Consider the following 14,794-nt stretch of genomic DNA (forward strand, 5'->3'; position numbering starts at 1 on the left):
GCCCGGGCGGCGCGGTCGTGTCCACGCCCCGACGCGGGACGAGCCCGTGTCCGGGCGGACGCGGCAGCGTCCCCGTCACGTCCGCCCGGGGCCGGACGCTTCTCAATAGGATTCCCGTATGCGCATTCACATCGGCACCGATCACGCCGGTCTCGAGTTCTCCACCCAGCTCCAGCACCACCTCGCCGGACAAGGCCACGACGTCGTGGACCACGGCCCGATCGAGTACGACCCGCTCGACGACTACCCCGCGTTCTGCATCCGCGCGGCGGAGGCGGTCGTCCGCGACCAGGCCGCGGGCGTCGAGGCGCTCGGCGTCGTGTTCGGCGGTTCCGGCAACGGCGAGCAGATCGCCGCGAACAAGGTCCTGGGCGTCCGTGCGGCGCTCGTGTGGAGCATCGCCACCGCCGAACTCGCCCGCGAGCACAACGACGCGAACGTCATCGCCATCGGCGCCCGCCAGCACACGTTCGACGAGGCCGTGTCGTTCATCGACCGGTTCCTCGCCACCCCGTTCTCGGGCGAGGAGCGTCACGCGCGCCGCATCGGCCAGCTCGCCGCCTACGAGCAGGACGGCAGCCTCCTGCCCGACCCGCGCGAGCAGGACGGCCCGGGCCGCCCCGACGTCCTCGACGCGAGCGACGCGTTCGACCCCGAGGCAGGCTGATGCCCGAAGGGCATTCCGTCCACCGCATCGCGCGCCAGTTCGACCGGAACATCGTGGGGCGTGTCGTCGCGGCATCCAGTCCCCAGGGACGCTTCGCCGAGGGTGCGGCCGTCCTCGACGGGCGCGAGGCGGTCGAGGTGCGCGCGGTCGCGAAGCAGATGTTCCTGCGCTTCGACGGCGACGTGTGGCTGCGGGTCCACCTCGGCATGTACGGGGCGTGGGACTTCGCCGGCGACGTCGTGGTCGACGCGACGATCGCGTCCTCCAACGGGCGCATGGGGCAGACCAACCAGCGCGGCACGGTGCTGGACGAGGAGATCCTGGATGCCGCCGGCGAGAACTCGCTGACCTCGATCGGCGCCCCGCGGCGCGCGCGCGTCCGCATGTCGGAGCAGACGACCGGCCTCGACGAGCAGGTCGAGTGGCCACCGCCGGTCGTCGGACAGGTCCGGCTCCGACTACTGACCGAGACGACCTGCGCGGACCTGCGCGGACCCACCGCCTGCGTGCTGCAGACCCCGGACGAGGTCGCCGCGACGATCGCCAAGCTCGGCCCCGACCCGCTCGTGGACGACGCGGCCGAGGGCGAGGAGCGGTTCACCGCCACCGTCCGGCGCAAGCCCACGCCCATCGGCCTCCTGCTGATGGACCAGGCGGTCGTGAGCGGCATCGGCAACGTGTACCGCGCGGAGCTGCTCTTCCGGGCCCGGCAGAACCCGCACACCCCGGGGCGCGACGTCCCGGAGGAGGTCGTCCGCGGGATCTGGCGCGACTGGGTCCGGCTGCTCGCGATCGGCGTCGAGACCGGCCAGATGATGACGATGGACGACCTCGATCCCGAGGCCTATCGCCGCGCGATGGCGCACCGGGACGACCGGCACTGGGTCTACCACCGCGCCGGCCTGCCGTGCCGCGTCTGCGGGACGACGGTGCTGATGGAGGAGGCCGCCGGGCGCAAGCTCTACTGGTGCCCGCGGTGCCAGGCGTGATCGGCGATCAGGCGGCCTTCGTCCGGGCGGTGCGCGTCGCCGGACCCGGGCGCGAGCTGCTGCCCACGCCGGAGCCCGTCGACGTCGTCCTCGCGGACGGTCGCATCGTCGACATCGCCCCGACCGGCAACCTCCGTCCGCGCGGCGGCGCCGTGGTCGAGGGCGCCGGCGCCTGGCTGGTGCCGGGCCTCTGGGACCACCACGTCCACGTCCTGCAGTGGGCCCTCGCGGCGGAGCGCGTCCCCCTCGGAGACGTCGCGACGGCGCACGACGCCGCGGTCATCATGGGGCTGGCCCCCGTGGTGGAGGGACGGCGCGTCGGCTCGGGCTTCCGCGACGGGCTCTGGCCCGACGTCCCGAGCCTGCAGATCCTGGATGCCGCCACCGGCGAGGTCCCGACCTACCTGATCAACGCCGACGTGCACAGTGTGTGGCTGAACTCGGCGGCGTTCCGCCGGGAGGGGTTCGCACCCGTGGCATCCGGTCTCCTGAAGGAGGAGGACGCCTTCGAGATCTCGCGGCGCCTCAACGCGGTGGACCCGGCGCACGCCGACGCCGCCGTGGCGCGGATGGCCCGGGCGGCGGCGTCCCGGGGCGTGGTCGGCATCGTGGACCTGGACATGACGTGGAACGACGAGCCGTGGCAGCGGCGGGTGGCCGGGGGCTTCGACACGCTGCGCGTGTCGTACGGGACGTACCCGCAGCACCTCGACCGGGCGATCGCGGAGGGGCTGCGGACGGGCGATCCCGTGCGAGGGAGCACCCACGGACTGGTGCGGGTCGGACCGCTGAAGGCCATCACCGACGGGTCGCTGGGCACGCGCACCGCGGCGTGCGGCCACCACTACCCCGGGGAGCCGGGCAACACGGGGCTGCTGACGATCGGGCCCGACGAGCTGCTCGACATGATGACGCGCGCCACGGCCGCCGGTCTCGAGTGCGCCATTCACGCGATCGGCGACGTCGCCAACGCGCACGCGCTCGACGCCTACGCCCGGACGGGCGCGACGGGCACCATCGAGCACGCGCAGCTCGTCAACCACACCGACATCCCGCGGTTCGCCCGTCTCGGCGTGGCCGCGAGCGTGCAGCCCGAGCATGCGCTGGACGACCGGGACATGACCGACACGATCTGGGCGGAGCAGTCCGCCCAGCCGTACCCGCTGCGCGCGCTGGCCGACAGCGGCGTGAACCTCCGGTTCGGATCCGACGCCCCGGTGGCGCCGCTGGACCCGTGGGCCGCGATGGCCTCGGCCGTCTACCGCACGCGGGACGGGCGGGACGCCTGGCAGCCGCACCAGCGCGTGGACATCGACACCGCCATCGCGGCATCCACGGCGGGCGGCTCGACAACGCCGGCCGAGATCGCCCCCGGCGCGGTGGCCGACCTGGTGATCGTCGGCGCCGATCCGCGCACCGCGGACGAGCGCGGGCTGCGGGCGATGCCGGTGCTGACGACGCTGCTGGCGGGCCGGGTCACGCACGGCGCCTGAGCAGCGATCCCACGAGGAGGCCCGGGAGACGCCAAGAGGGGGCGACGCCGACGCGTCGCCCCCTCTTGGTACGGGGATGCCGTGATCAGGCCGCGAGGTGTGCGAAGAGGAACCAGCGGTCCTTGTCGAGGCCGCGCTTGATCTCGATCGCGACGTCCTGGCTGGACATGTCGATCTCGTCGAGGCCCTCGATGGCGGTCTCGATGTCGATGAGGACGGCGTCAATGTCGGCGATGACCGCACGGATCATGACGTCGGACTGGGCGAAGCCGGCGGGCACCTCGGTCGCCTTGGCCTTGGCGGTGACCGTCGACAGACGCGAGTCGATGGGCAGGCCGAGGGCGACGATGCGCTCCGCGGCCAGGTCGGCCCACTCCTGCGCGTGGGCGACGACGGTGTCGAGGAGCTCGTGCACGCCGATGAAGTTCGAGCCGCGCACGTGCCAGTGGGCCTGCTTGCCGTTGACGACGAGGGCCTCGAGGCCGTGGACGACGGGGGAGAGGAACTGGGCGGTGCCGGCGGCCATCGTCGGGTCGACGGTGGTGGCGGCGGGGGTCTGGACGGTGCTCATGAGGTCTCCTGCAAAGTGGGCGTCTGTCGTGTTGGCTGCAACGCTACTCGGCTGAGATCATTCCGCAAGCAAGATGAGGCTGGGCTAAACCCCCGGTGGGAAGGGAATCCTCACCTTCCTCCGTCGGGGGTGCGCCGGTGCCGCCGCAGGGCCAGGCCGAGGGCCGTCAGCGCCGCGGCGACGAGGAGCAGCGCGGGAAGAGTCGCGAGGTCCGGGCCGGTGCGGGGCAGGGCGGTCGGGTCGGAAGCCGCCTCTCCCGGGGCGCTGCCCGTCAGACGTACCCACGGGACGACGTCGGCGCGGGAGCGCCGTGTGTCATTGGCGGCCGCGGCATCCATCCGCATGCCCACCTCGACACGGACGGATTCACCCGGATCGAGCAGCCGGCTGCGCCATTCGTCCCCTGCGCCGAGGGCGGTGCCGTCGACGACGAGGGCGAGGGATGCCGCCAGGGCGCTGCCCGCGGAACCGGTGTCGAGGCGCAGGGCGGCGACGGCGGGGTCGGGTCCGGCGTTGCGGATCCACAGGTCGACGGCGACGGTCCGCCCGGGGACGAACGCGCCGGCGTCGGAGAAGACGGGGAACACCGGGCCGCTCGTGTAGGTCGCGCCGTCGGTGCTCAGCTGCAGGGACGCGGTTGCGGGGGCGGGGTCGGCGCGCGGCGCGGAGGCGGCTGCGAGCCCGGCGGAAAAGGCGCGTGCGGGGTCGGCGGCTGCGGGGTCGGCGGGGGAGGCGCTCGCGGGGTCGGCGGGGGAGGCGCTCGCGGGGTCCGCGGGGGAGGCGGCGGCCGCGGGCGGCGGCGGTGCGGCGAGGAGGGGACCGGCGCCGAGCGCCACGGCGACCAGGGCGGACAGGGCGCGTCGACGTCCCCGCCCGCGGACGGCGTCGACGACGAGAAGGGCGACGCCGTACCCCACGATCGCGACCCCGGCCGCGACGATGAGCGTGCCGCGCTCCTGTCCGCCCAGGAGGACGCCCGGGTAGCCGAGCCACGGGACGGCGTAGACGACAATCCCCCGGATCTGCTCCGCCTGGACCGGGGGATCCTCTACGTCGTTCGCATCGCCGCGGGTGAGGAGGAGGCGGTCGCCGCCGGTGCTGCTGGTCGTACCGACGACCCGGTGCGTCACGACGGTCGGCTCGCCGGACCGCAGCTGGAAGGTGATGACGTCGCCGATGCGGATGTCGTCGACGGGGGTCTCGCGGACCGCGACGAGTGAGCCCGGCGGCATCCCGGGTCTCATACTGCCGGTGAGCACCGTGTACGTGTGGGCGCCCAGGAGGAACGGCAGGACGATCGTCAGCAGGGCGAACGCGGACAGGGCGAGCAGAAGGGTCCAGCCGGCGATGCTGCGCGCCCGCGCCCAGGCGCGGCGGGCGAGACGTCGGCGACCGCTCCGTCGGGTCGCGCCGTCCGCCGCGGACCGGAGCGGGACGGCGCCGCCGGGGGCGGTCCGCGGGGCGCTCATACGCACCGGACGCTTCCCACGACGGTGCCCACGACCCCGGTCAGGCCGATGGTCCGGGTGTCGCTCTCGGGTGAGCGCCATTCGCCCGTCCGCGCCACGACGGAGACGATCGGTGTCCCCGTCGACAGGAGGGTGCCCAGCAAGAGGGTCAGAAGCCCGCCGCGCACCTCGAAGGCCGTCCCCGTCGTCGTGCCGATCCGCTCGCGCGCGGCTCCGGACGTGCTGCCGACGAGGACGTCGTAGGAGGTCGCGTGGTCGACCGCCAGCCACGACACGTAGGCGTAGCTGACGCCGAGCAAACCGTCCGCACGGGTCTCGCAGCCGATCGCCGGCGCGGTCAGCCGGCCCGCCGAGAGCGCGGCGGTCGGGGTGGGGACGCTCGCGCGCCAGGCGGCGTCGGCGGAGGAGGGGATGCCGCCGAGCACGAGCGCGAGGACGGCGGCGAGCACCGGGGCGGCGGCGCGGGGGCGCGGGGAGGTGGGGCTCATGAGGTGACCTGGTCGGCGACGACGTGGATGGTGGGCACCAGCGCCCGCCCCTGCAGGTCGCTGGGGGCGGTGGGGGCGAGCGTCATGCGGAGGCACAGGTCCACGGTGTCGGTCGGCCCGTACCCGCCCGCCGGGGCATAGCCGGCGGACGGGAGGGCGGTGCCGCCGCACGCGCCGCGGTACAGCTGCGTGGTGACGTGGCCGGCGAAGCCGTCGCCGAAGGTGACGGTGGCCGAGACCTTCCACCGCAGGGTGGCACCGGCGCCGGTGCCGCTGACGCGCAGGAGCCCGGTGTCGCGGGTCTCGCCGGGGAAGATCGGGGTCCACGTCGGCGGCGTCCCGACCCAGGCCGTCGTGATGACGAGCGAGCCTGCCGTCACGGGGGTGACGGCGACGTCGACGCGGCGTTCCCACAGGCCGTGGGCGGCTGCGGTCCCCGTCGCGAGGACGAGGACCGCAGCCAGGGGTGCCGCCCACCGGAGGCGATGTCCGACGCCGCTGCCGCCGTCGGTGTCGCGGGCGGGCATGCGGGCGCGACCTCAGTCCGCGACCTGGGTCAGTGAGAAGACGAGGTTGCTGAGGTCGAGGGTGGTGTTCGCGCCGAGCTGGCCCGTGGTGGCCGGGTCGAAGGTGATGGTCACCTGCGCCGTGAGCTCCCCGTCGGTGTCCGGGGTGATGCGGTACGTGTCGTCGACGGCGGACCCGAGGCCGGTGACCGCGAGGTCCACGTCCACGTAGGGCGCGAGCGCTCCGCCCACGACGTCGGTCGAGCTGAGCGAGAGGTCGCCGGCGAGGGTGTCGCCCTCCAGGACGACCTCGAGCGGCTGCGTGAGCGTCAGGACGTCGCCGGGCACGATGCGCACGGCGGAGATGGTGGCCGGGTCGAGGGTGAGCAGGCCGCCGACGAGACCCTGCAGGGTCCAGACGCCCTCGGTGGTGTCGAGCAGGAGGTCGAGGTTGCCCGACTCGATCGGGCCGGCGGTGAGGGCGGTCTGGGTTGACCAGACGGCGAGGGTGCCGGTGCCGCCCAGCAGGAGGGCCGTTCCGGCGGCGATGGCGGCGATCGCCGTGCCCTTCGTGCGGCGCCGGGTCTGCGGGCGGGCCTCCGGGCGGTCGCGGCGGCGGGAGGGGGCGGGTGTCGGGGCGAGATCGACGGACATGGATGCTCCTGGGTGTGTGTGCTGCGGGATTCCTGCCCGGAATCTATGAGCGGGCTGAGGAAACGCGAGTACTGATCCAGTGGCATCCCGTAATCCACCCGTGCGGGCCGGTAGCTCCGGGCGTTCCCGGACGACTACCGAGGGGGTCGACGGGCGCCCGGCTTCGGTAGTGTCGGCGCATGCCGATCGCTCCGGACGCCTCCGTGCTCGCCCTGCCCGACGCCGTTCCGGTCGTCGACGCGTCGGCGTTCGTCGCCGCCGGGGCACGCATCATCGGGGCGGTCACCCTGCGGGAGGGGGCGAGCGTCTGGTACAACGCCGTGGTGCGCGGCGACAGCGCGTCCATCGAGCTCGGCGCGGGGAGCAACCTGCAGGACAACGTCGCCGTCCACGTCGACCAGGGGCTGCCGGTCGTCATCGGCGAGAACGTGTCGGTCGGGCACAACGCTGTCGTGCACGGGTGCACCATCGGCGACGGCTCGCTCATCGGCATGGGCAGCGTCGTCCTGTCGGGTGCGGAGATCGGACCCGGATGCCTCGTGGCCGGGGGTGCGGTCGTGCTCGAGGGGAGCGTCATCCCGGCAGGGTCGCTGGTGGCCGGCGTGCCCGCGAAGGTGCGGCGGGCCCTCACCGATGAGGAGCGCGAGAAGATCCTGCGGAACGCCGAGATCTACCGGGCCCATTCGGCGCGGCACGCGGGTGCCGTCGCCGTCGAGCCGGGTGTGCGTCTGGACCGTCCGATCGACTGACGCGTCCGCATTGTCAACGTCGGTGTCGCCGGAGCGATGCCGGTCCTACCGTCGAGTCATGCACATCGACTCTCTCGCGCCGCATGAGGTGTTCGTCTTCGGCTCCAACAGCGCCGGCGCCCACGGCGGGGGAGCGGCGAAGTTCGCCCTCGACCGCTTCGGCGCCGTCTGGGGGCAGGCGGAGGGGCTGCAGGGGCAGTCCTACGGCATCGACACGATGTCGGGTCTCGGCGTGTTCGAAGAGCAGGCAGGACGGTTCGTCGCGTTCGCCGCGGAGCACCCCGAGCTGCGGTTCCTGGTGACAGAGGTCGGCTGCGGGATCGCCGGATACCGGCCGGCTCAGGTCGCCGGATTCTTCGCCGGGGCGGGCGAGAACGTCGTCCTGCCGGCGTCGTTCGCGCAGGAGCTGTCCGACCGGGGCTGAGGGCGACCACGCGTCGACTCCCCGCCCGCCATACTGAGTGCCGTGACGGGATCGTGGGCGGTGGGCGAGACGCCTGAGGAGCGCGCGTCCCGCCGCGAGCAGGTCGGGCGGCTGAAGTTCACCCTGCAGCGGAACCCCGAGGACGCGGTGACCCGCAAGCTGCTCGTCGACGCGTATCGCGCCGGCGGGCATCCGGATCAGGCCGCCCGCTTCGCGATCGGCCTGGATGAGCCGCTCGACCCGGCGGAGGAGTGTGCATACATCGACATGCTCCGTGGGATCGGCGCTGACGAAGAGACCGCCCGTCGGCTGAGTTTTCTTCCCGCGGGGGTGGAGCTACCGCCGCGGATTCCCGCGGGGCTCGCCGCGGAGCGGCTGCCGGACCAGTGGCTCGACTGGGGCGGTCGTGTCCTGGCCGTGTGGTTCTGCTCCGTCGGGCTAGGGATCCTCACGATGTTCGTCACGTACGGCTTCACCGCATTCGGCTCTCCCGATGCGCGCGTGGTCGCCCTCCGGTGGACGTTCGCGACGGGGCTGGCGACCACGATCGCGCTCGCCGCGACGACGTTGTGGGCCACCGCGTCCCGGAGACGCGGACCCGCCATCGTCTGGGGGCTGATCACCGCGGCCGTCGCGTCCGGCACCCTCGCGGCGTTCGTGCGCTTCTGGGGGTGAGCGCCGATGCGGCCCTCGAGGCGGCCGCGGGCGTCGGCGACGCGGGAGCGGTGCACGACGGGGAATGTCGACGCGCGGCCGTGCCGGGTGGCCGAGAGACCTCCTATGACGACGGGTGGAGGGCGGTGCTCCCGTCGACGACCGTGGACGCGTGGCCGTACTTCGAGCGGCTGGCCCGGAAGGGACGTCTGGCCCTTGGCCCGGGAGGTGCTCACCGGCGGAAGAAGTGGAGGGGATGACGGGAATCGAACCCGCGTAATCAGTTTGGAAGACTGAGGCTCTACCATTGAGCTACATCCCCGTAGCGGCGGACCGCAACGGCATCCACTCTACTTCACGCGCGACGCTGTGATGAACGCGGGCCGTCAAGCGGGCACGGCGGCGGTCGCCCCGCCGTGATCTCACGGACTCGAGCCGCGCGCTCGCCGCCGACGGTCGAGCTCGTCCCGCGTCCGCGTCGAGGAGGACGTCGTCGGTCGCCAGCGTCCGAGGGGGTCCCACCAGGACGGACCGCGCACCTCCGGGACGCCGTGCCGCATCCGGATCGCCCAGCCGTTCACGTCGATCGTCCGGTGATGGTGCCAGCACAGCAGCACCCCGTTGCCGGTGTGCGTCGCCCCGCCGCGCGCATGGGGCGTTACGTGGTGGATCTCGCACCAGGCGGCCGGGACGTCGCAGCCCGGAATGACGCAGCCGCCGTCCCGCACCGTGATCGCCCTCCGCTGCGCGGGGGTGAACACGCGATCGGCGACCTCGATGCGCTCGACGCGACCGTTGCCCCCGACGAAGACCCGATGGATGCCGCCGGCGCACGCGATCTGCCGAGCCACCGCGAGCGGGACGACGGCGTCCGACCCGTCGATGTGCGCCACGCCCCGGTCCGACGCCAGATCCTCGGCCCGCACGGAGACCAGCAACGTCGGCGCGGCACCCCCGAGCGTCGGCAGCGCGCCGGATCTGGTCGCCGTCGTGACGATGGTCGCCAGGGCGTCATGCATCTTCTGCGTGCGAGTGCGCTGGTCCACCATGGAGACGTCGTCGCCGAACGCGTCCGCCCCTTCGCCGGACGGCCCCTCCGCGCCACCCCCGTCATCGGGGCGGAACGCCGACCCCTCGACGCGGGGATTGAGAATGCTGTCCGTCGCTCTCTGCAGCGCGCCGGCGACATCGGGCAGCAGCATCCCGCGGATGGGGACGAGCCCGTCGCGCGCCCGGCCGAGCGAAAGTCCCCGCTTCCGCTGGGCCAGGTCGTCGCGCGGCTCCGCACCGTCGGGGTCGAGCCAGACGGCCCAGACCTGCGCCTGCAGCCGGAGCTCGTCCGCGGTGGGGAGACCCCCGCCCGTCGGGCCGTCGCCGCTCGCCGAGGCGGCCAGCTCGACGTCCGCCGCCGCCAGCTGCTCGGCCCCGACGGCCGCACGGTCCAGCTCGCGGGCGACGGCCGCGACGGCGTCCGCACCGAGAACGCCCTCGGCGATGGCCGAGCGGAGCGCCGGATAGGCGGGCGGTAGCAGGTCGCCGCTCAGGGCTCCGTACCTCGGGCCGACGGCGCCGGCCGCCCGGACGATCTCCGCGGCGCGCGCTCCGGACAGCCGCGTCGCCCGCTGCACCAGGTCGCGGACGTTCCGCGCCCCCAACGCGGTCGTCATCCGGTCGGCCACGACGGCGGTCTGCGACCGTTCCTGCGCGACCGCCGCACCCTCGACCAGAAGAGCCTCGGCATGACGCAGAAGAGCGGCGGCGGCATCCATCACCTGCATCACCGACGCATCGTCCATCGCTCCCAACCCGTCCGGAGCGAGAGCCACGGGTACGACCGCGGACAGGCGCGCGACGATGTCGTGCAGGGTGTCCAGGATCTCGGTCATGCGAGCAGACTGCCACGAACCTCCGACATCGAAAGTAACGTTGATCGGGGAAAACCTGTGGAGGAGAGGTTCATCCACAGGTCCGAGACCGTCGTCCCGCGCGAAGAACTTCCGTGAGGTACTTCGAGCCGACTGTGGAGGAAAGGTCGTTCACAGCCCTCCGCATCGCGCGCGCGGGCGCCTGAGCCGGAGGGATGCCACGACCACATAACCCCGTCACCGCCTCTCCACCGCAGCGGCATCCGGACACCCCTCCACAATCCGCCCAGGGCGAACTCGGCGCGCACACCCCGATCGTCTAGACTTCACGAGGCCGTTTCGTCGATGCGCATCGCGCGTCGCCCCGGGGCGTAGCTCAGCTTGGTAGAGCGCCCGCTTTGGGAGCGGGAGGCCGCAGGTTCAAATCCTGTCGCCCCGACGTGACGGCCCCACAGACCACAGGCCTAGCCGGCCCCCGCGTGCGCGCGGGCCACAGGAGGAGAACGAACCGCATGGTCAACAGCACCGTCGAGCAGCTCAGCCCCACCCGGGTGAAGCTCCACATCACGGTCTCGCCGGAGGAGCTCAAGCCGAGCATCGCCCACGCCTACGAGCACATCGCCCGTGACGTCCAGATCCCCGGCTTCCGCAAGGGCAAGGTGCCCGCGCCGATCATCGACCAGCGCATGGGGCGCGGTGCCGTCATCGAGCACGCCGTCAACGAGGGCCTGGACGGGTTCTACCGTCAGGCCGTCGAGGCCCAGGAGCTCCGTGTCATCGGCCGCCCGAGCGCCGAGATCGTCGAGCTGCCCGAGCTCAAGGACTTCTCGGGCGACCTCGTCGTCGACGTCGAGGTGGACGTCCGCCCCGAGTTCGACCTCCCCGCCTACGACTCGATCACCGTGACCGTGGACGCGGTCGAGGTCGACGAGGCGGGCATCGACGCCGAGCTCGACCGCCTGCGCGCCCGCTTCGGCACGCTCGTGACCGTCGACCGTCCCGCCGCCACCGGCGACTTCGTGGAGCTCGACCTCGTCGCCACCATCGACGGCGCCGAGATCGACCGTGCCGAGGGCGTCTCGTACGAGGTCGGCTCCGGCGAGCTGCTCGAGGGCATCGACGAGGCCATCGACTCGCTCACCGCCGGTGAGGAGACCACCTTCCGCTCGAAGCTCGTCGGTGGCGACCACGCCGGCGAGGAGGCCGAGGTGGCCGTCAAGATCACCGCCGTCAAGGAGCGCGAGCTCCCCGAGGCCGACGACGACTTCGCGCAGATGGCGTCCGAGTTCGACACCATCGACGAGCTCCGCGCGTCGCTCTCGGAGCGCGTCTCGCAGCAGTCGGTGTTCACGCAGGGCTCCGCCGCGCGCGACAAGTTCATCGAGGCGCTGCTCGAGGCCGTCGAGATCCCCGTCCCGCCGCAGCTCATCGAGGACGAGGTGCACCAGCACCTCGAGGGCGAGAACCGTCTCGAGGACGACGAGCACCGCGCCGAGGTCACCGAGGCGAGCGAGAAGCAGTTCCGCACCCAGATGATCCTCGACAAGGTCGCCGAAGAGGCGAACGTCCAGGTCTCGCAGGACGAGCTGACCCAGTACCTCATCCAGTCGGCCGCGCAGTACAACATGGCGCCGCAGGACTTCGTCAACGCGCTGCAGCAGGGCAACCAGCTGCCGGCGCTCGTCGGTGAGGTCGCCCGCAACAAGGCCCTCGCGATCGCGCTCGGCAAGGTCACCGTCGTCGACACCGACGGCAAGCCCGTCGACCTGACCGGCTTCGTGGCCGTCGAGGGCGAGGAGCCCACCGACGCCGAGGACGAGACCTCCGAGGAGGCCACGGAGGAGGCCGCCGCCGAGGCCCCCGCCGCTGACGAGGCGCCCGCCGAGGAGCCCGCTGCCGAGGAGCCCGCCGCCGAGGAGGCCCCCAAGAAGGCCCCCGCCAAGAAGCGCGCCCCGGCCAAGAAGAAGACCGAGGACAAGGCCGCCGACAGCGAGTGACGCACCCCGCTGACAGCGACCACGACACGGCCGCCGACAGCGAGTGACGCACCCCGCTGAGAGCGACCGTCACACGGCCGCCGACAGCGACAGCACACGACGAGGGGGCGGATGCCACGGCATCCGCCCCCTTCGGCATCCCCGGGAGGAAGACATGGACGACTGGCAGCACAGGATCGACGCCGTCTGGGCCGACGAGACGATCGACCCGCTCGAGGTCGTCGCGCGGATCGACGCCTTGGCGGGGGAGCGGCCCGCGGACGACCCCGTCGCCCTGTTCGAGCGCGCCGGCGCCCGCGACTCCGCCGGGCTGGAGGCGGAGGCCGAGGAGCTGTACCGCCGCGCGCTGGCGCTCGGCCTCGACGACGAGCGTCGGACACGCGCCACCATCCAGCTCGCGAGCACGATCCGCAACCTCGGCAAGAGCGACGAGGCCCGACAGATGCTCCGAGCTGAATACGAGCGCGAGCCCCGCGGTCCGCTGCACGACGCCGCCGCGGCGTTCTACGCGCTGGCCCTGGTCTCGTCCGGGGAGCCCGAGCGGGCGGCATCCACCGCCCTCCAGGCGCTGGCCCCGCACCTTCCGCGCTATACCCGTTCCGTGACCGGATACGCGCGAGAAATCGCCGAACGACTCGACTGATCCGCCCGCGGCGAACACGGCGACCCCGCCCACAGCCCGCCGGTAGATTCGTTGCAGATCACCGGAAGAGGAGCACACATGCCCGAACCCCTTATGGCAACGAGCGTCTTCGACAGGCTGCTGAAGGACCGCATCATCTGGCTCGGTTCGGAGGTGCGCGACGAGAACGCCAACGAGATCTGCGCCAAGATCCTGCTGCTCGCCGCCGAGGATGCCGAGCGCGACATCTACCTGTACATCAACTCGCCCGGCGGCTCGATCACGGCCGGCATGGCGATCTACGACACGATGCAGTTCGTCCCGAACGACATCGTCACCGTCGGCATCGGCATGGCCGCATCGATGGGCCAGCTGCTGCTCACCAGCGGGACGAAGGGCAAGCGCTACATCACGCCCAACGCGCGCGTCCTTCTGCACCAGCCGCACGGCGGCTTCGGCGGCACCGCGAGCGACATCCAGACGCAGGCGCAGCTCATCCTCGACATGAAGAAGCGCCTCGCCGAGATCACCGCGTCGCAGACCGGCAAGAGCGTCGAGCAGATCAACGCCGACGGCGACCGCGACCGCTGGTTCTCCGCGCAGGAAGCGCTGGAGTACGGCTTCGTCGACCACATGCGCGAGCACGCCACCGACGTCACCGGCGGCGGCGGAACCGCAGCGGCCTGAGGCGAGAGGAAAAGGACACCCACATGAACATCCCCACCTTCGGCGGCGCCGCGGCGCACATGCCTTCGAGCCGCTACGTCCTTCCTCAGTTCGAGGAGCGCACCGCCTACGGCTACAAGCGCCAGGACCCGTACAACAAGCTGTTCGAGGACCGCGTCATCTTCCTCGGCGTCCAGGTCGACGACGCCTCGGCCGACGACGTGATGGCCCAGCTGCTCGTCCTCGAGTCGCAGGACCCCGACCGCGACATCATCATGTACATCAACTCGCCCGGCGGCTCGTTCACGGCCATGACGGCGATCTACGACACGATGCAGTACGTCTCGCCGCAGATCCAGACGGTCGTTCTCGGACAGGCCGCCTCGGCGGCATCCGTCCTGCTCGCCGCCGGCGCCCCCGGCAAGCGACTCGCCCTGCCGAACGCCCGCATCCTGATCCACCAGCCCGCCATGGGCGAGGCCGGTCACGGGCAGGCGTCCGACATCGAGATCCAGGCGCAGGAGATCCTCCGCATGCGCACCTGGCTCGAGGAGACGATGGCCCGCCACACCGGCCAGGACGTCGCCAAGGTCAACAAGGACATCGACCGCGACAAGATCCTCTCGGCCCAGGAGGCCATGGACTACGGCATCGTCGACCAGGTCCTCACGACGCGCAAGCGCACCCCGGCGGCCCTCACCGCCTGACGCACTCGCGCCGCCCGACGCCCCGCAGACCCGCCCGGTCTGCGGGGCGTCGTCGTGCGCGCCCCGTCCCCCCGACGCTGACTTGTCGCAGATGTACATCCCCCGCCCGCCCCGGCGTGCATTCGCGCCATGTCAGCGCCCCCGGAAGAGGGGAGGAGGGATGCCGACTTCGCCGACGGCGATCATGGACAGGGCGCGGCCGCAAATGCCCGCCGATGTCGCGGGCACGGGTTAGGCTCGGGTAACGCCGGTGACGGACCGGTGTCGAGGGTG

The 14,794-nt window shown here is 72.5% G+C and carries 16 protein-coding genes and 2 tRNA genes; 11 read left to right on the top strand and 7 right to left on the bottom strand.

Going from position 1 to position 14,794, the window contains the following annotated elements; translation table 11 throughout:
• The first annotated feature begins 118 nt into the window (after positions 1–118).
• From ACO03V_RS07280 to ACO03V_RS07290, 3 genes are read left to right on the top strand one after another with little or no spacing between them, the layout of a single operon-like run.
• Positions 119–667, top strand: a complete 549-nt coding sequence (locus ACO03V_RS07280) for a ribose-5-phosphate isomerase (RefSeq protein ID WP_367726675.1) — start codon at positions 119–121, stop codon at positions 665–667.
• On the top strand, positions 667–1,656 hold the full coding sequence (locus ACO03V_RS07285; protein WP_423137142.1) for an Fpg/Nei family DNA glycosylase: 990 nt from the start codon (positions 667–669) through the stop codon (positions 1,654–1,656). Before ACO03V_RS07280 ends, ACO03V_RS07285 begins: the two co-directional genes overlap by 1 nt.
• On the top strand, positions 1,644–3,149 hold the full coding sequence (locus ACO03V_RS07290) for an amidohydrolase (RefSeq protein ID WP_423137498.1): 1,506 nt from the start codon (positions 1,644–1,646) through the stop codon (positions 3,147–3,149). The genes ACO03V_RS07285 and ACO03V_RS07290 overlap by 13 nt, the downstream gene beginning before the upstream one ends.
• A gap of 85 nt (positions 3,150–3,234) precedes the next feature.
• On the opposite strand, the gene ACO03V_RS07295 is transcribed toward ACO03V_RS07290, so the two are convergent.
• The 5 genes from ACO03V_RS07295 to ACO03V_RS07315 all read right to left on the bottom strand — a co-directional run bounded on the left by ACO03V_RS07295 (position 3,235) and on the right by ACO03V_RS07315 (position 6,837).
• A complete protein-coding gene (locus tag ACO03V_RS07295) occupies positions 3,235–3,720 on the bottom strand; it encodes a Dps family protein (RefSeq protein WP_367726677.1) in 486 nt (161 codons plus the stop codon).
• Positions 3,721–3,830: 110 nt separating this feature from the next.
• Positions 3,831–5,189 (bottom strand): signal peptidase I, encoded by a 1,359-nt coding sequence (locus ACO03V_RS07300; protein WP_423137143.1) that lies wholly within the window; start codon positions 5,187–5,189, stop codon positions 3,831–3,833.
• Positions 5,186–5,677 carry a hypothetical protein gene (locus ACO03V_RS07305; protein ID WP_423137144.1) on the bottom strand — a complete coding sequence of 164 codons (492 nt, stop codon included), beginning with the start codon at positions 5,675–5,677 and terminating at the stop codon, positions 5,186–5,188. The genes ACO03V_RS07300 and ACO03V_RS07305 overlap by 4 nt, the downstream gene beginning before the upstream one ends.
• A complete protein-coding gene (locus ACO03V_RS07310) occupies positions 5,674–6,204 on the bottom strand; it encodes a hypothetical protein (RefSeq protein ID WP_423137145.1) in 531 nt (176 codons plus the stop codon). Before ACO03V_RS07310 ends, ACO03V_RS07305 begins: the two co-directional genes overlap by 4 nt.
• 12 nt (positions 6,205–6,216) lie before the next feature.
• Positions 6,217–6,837, bottom strand: coding sequence for an alternate-type signal peptide domain-containing protein (locus ACO03V_RS07315; protein ID WP_423137146.1), 621 nt, complete (start codon positions 6,835–6,837; stop codon positions 6,217–6,219).
• 179 nt (positions 6,838–7,016) lie between these two features.
• Here ACO03V_RS07315 and ACO03V_RS07320 point away from each other — a divergent pair, with 179 nt between their 5' ends.
• The 3 genes from ACO03V_RS07320 to ACO03V_RS07330 are packed head-to-tail and all read left to right on the top strand — an operon-like array spanning position 7,017 to position 8,685.
• The gene (locus ACO03V_RS07320) at positions 7,017–7,586 is read left to right on the top strand and encodes a gamma carbonic anhydrase family protein (RefSeq protein WP_423137147.1); all 570 of its coding nucleotides are present in this window, start codon (positions 7,017–7,019) and stop codon (positions 7,584–7,586) included.
• A gap of 58 nt (positions 7,587–7,644) precedes the next feature.
• The gene (locus ACO03V_RS07325; RefSeq protein WP_423137148.1) at positions 7,645–8,010 is read left to right on the top strand and encodes an A1S_2505 family phage non-structural protein; all 366 of its coding nucleotides are present in this window, start codon (positions 7,645–7,647) and stop codon (positions 8,008–8,010) included.
• A gap of 42 nt (positions 8,011–8,052) precedes the next feature.
• A complete protein-coding gene (locus ACO03V_RS07330) occupies positions 8,053–8,685 on the top strand; it encodes a hypothetical protein (protein ID WP_423137149.1) in 633 nt (210 codons plus the stop codon).
• A 227-nt stretch (positions 8,686–8,912) separates the two neighbouring features.
• On the opposite strand, the gene ACO03V_RS07335 is transcribed toward ACO03V_RS07330, so the two are convergent.
• Together ACO03V_RS07335 and ACO03V_RS07340 are read right to left on the bottom strand one after the other, a co-directional pair.
• Positions 8,913–8,986 (bottom strand) — tRNA-Gly (locus ACO03V_RS07335).
• Between the two features lie 100 nt (positions 8,987–9,086).
• On the bottom strand, positions 9,087–10,550 hold the full coding sequence (locus ACO03V_RS07340) for a DUF222 domain-containing protein (protein WP_423137150.1): 1,464 nt from the start codon (positions 10,548–10,550) through the stop codon (positions 9,087–9,089).
• A 344-nt stretch (positions 10,551–10,894) separates the two neighbouring features.
• On the opposite strand from ACO03V_RS07340, the gene ACO03V_RS07345 reads away from it, so the two are divergent.
• The 5 genes from ACO03V_RS07345 (at position 10,895) to ACO03V_RS07365 (ending at position 14,521) form a co-directional block, all read left to right on the top strand.
• Positions 10,895–10,968, top strand: a tRNA-Pro gene (locus ACO03V_RS07345).
• Between the two features lie 73 nt (positions 10,969–11,041).
• Positions 11,042–12,526: a trigger factor gene (tig, locus tag ACO03V_RS07350; RefSeq protein ID WP_423137151.1), complete on the top strand. Its 1,485-nt coding sequence runs from the start codon at positions 11,042–11,044 to the stop codon at positions 12,524–12,526.
• 154 nt (positions 12,527–12,680) lie between these two features.
• Positions 12,681–13,169 carry a tetratricopeptide repeat protein gene (locus tag ACO03V_RS07355; protein WP_423137152.1) on the top strand — a complete coding sequence of 163 codons (489 nt, stop codon included), beginning with the start codon at positions 12,681–12,683 and terminating at the stop codon, positions 13,167–13,169.
• A gap of 78 nt (positions 13,170–13,247) precedes the next feature.
• Positions 13,248–13,835, top strand: coding sequence for an ATP-dependent Clp protease proteolytic subunit (locus ACO03V_RS07360; RefSeq protein WP_367726690.1), 588 nt, complete (start codon positions 13,248–13,250; stop codon positions 13,833–13,835).
• Positions 13,836–13,858: 23 nt separating this feature from the next.
• Entirely contained in the window at positions 13,859–14,521 is a 663-nt protein-coding gene (locus ACO03V_RS07365) for an ATP-dependent Clp protease proteolytic subunit (RefSeq protein WP_367726691.1), read from the top strand.
• The last annotated feature ends 273 nt before the right edge of the window (positions 14,522–14,794 follow it).

The organism is Microbacterium sp. HMH0099, assembly GCF_049384025.1.
Classification (GTDB): domain Bacteria; phylum Actinomycetota; class Actinomycetes; order Actinomycetales; family Microbacteriaceae; genus Microbacterium.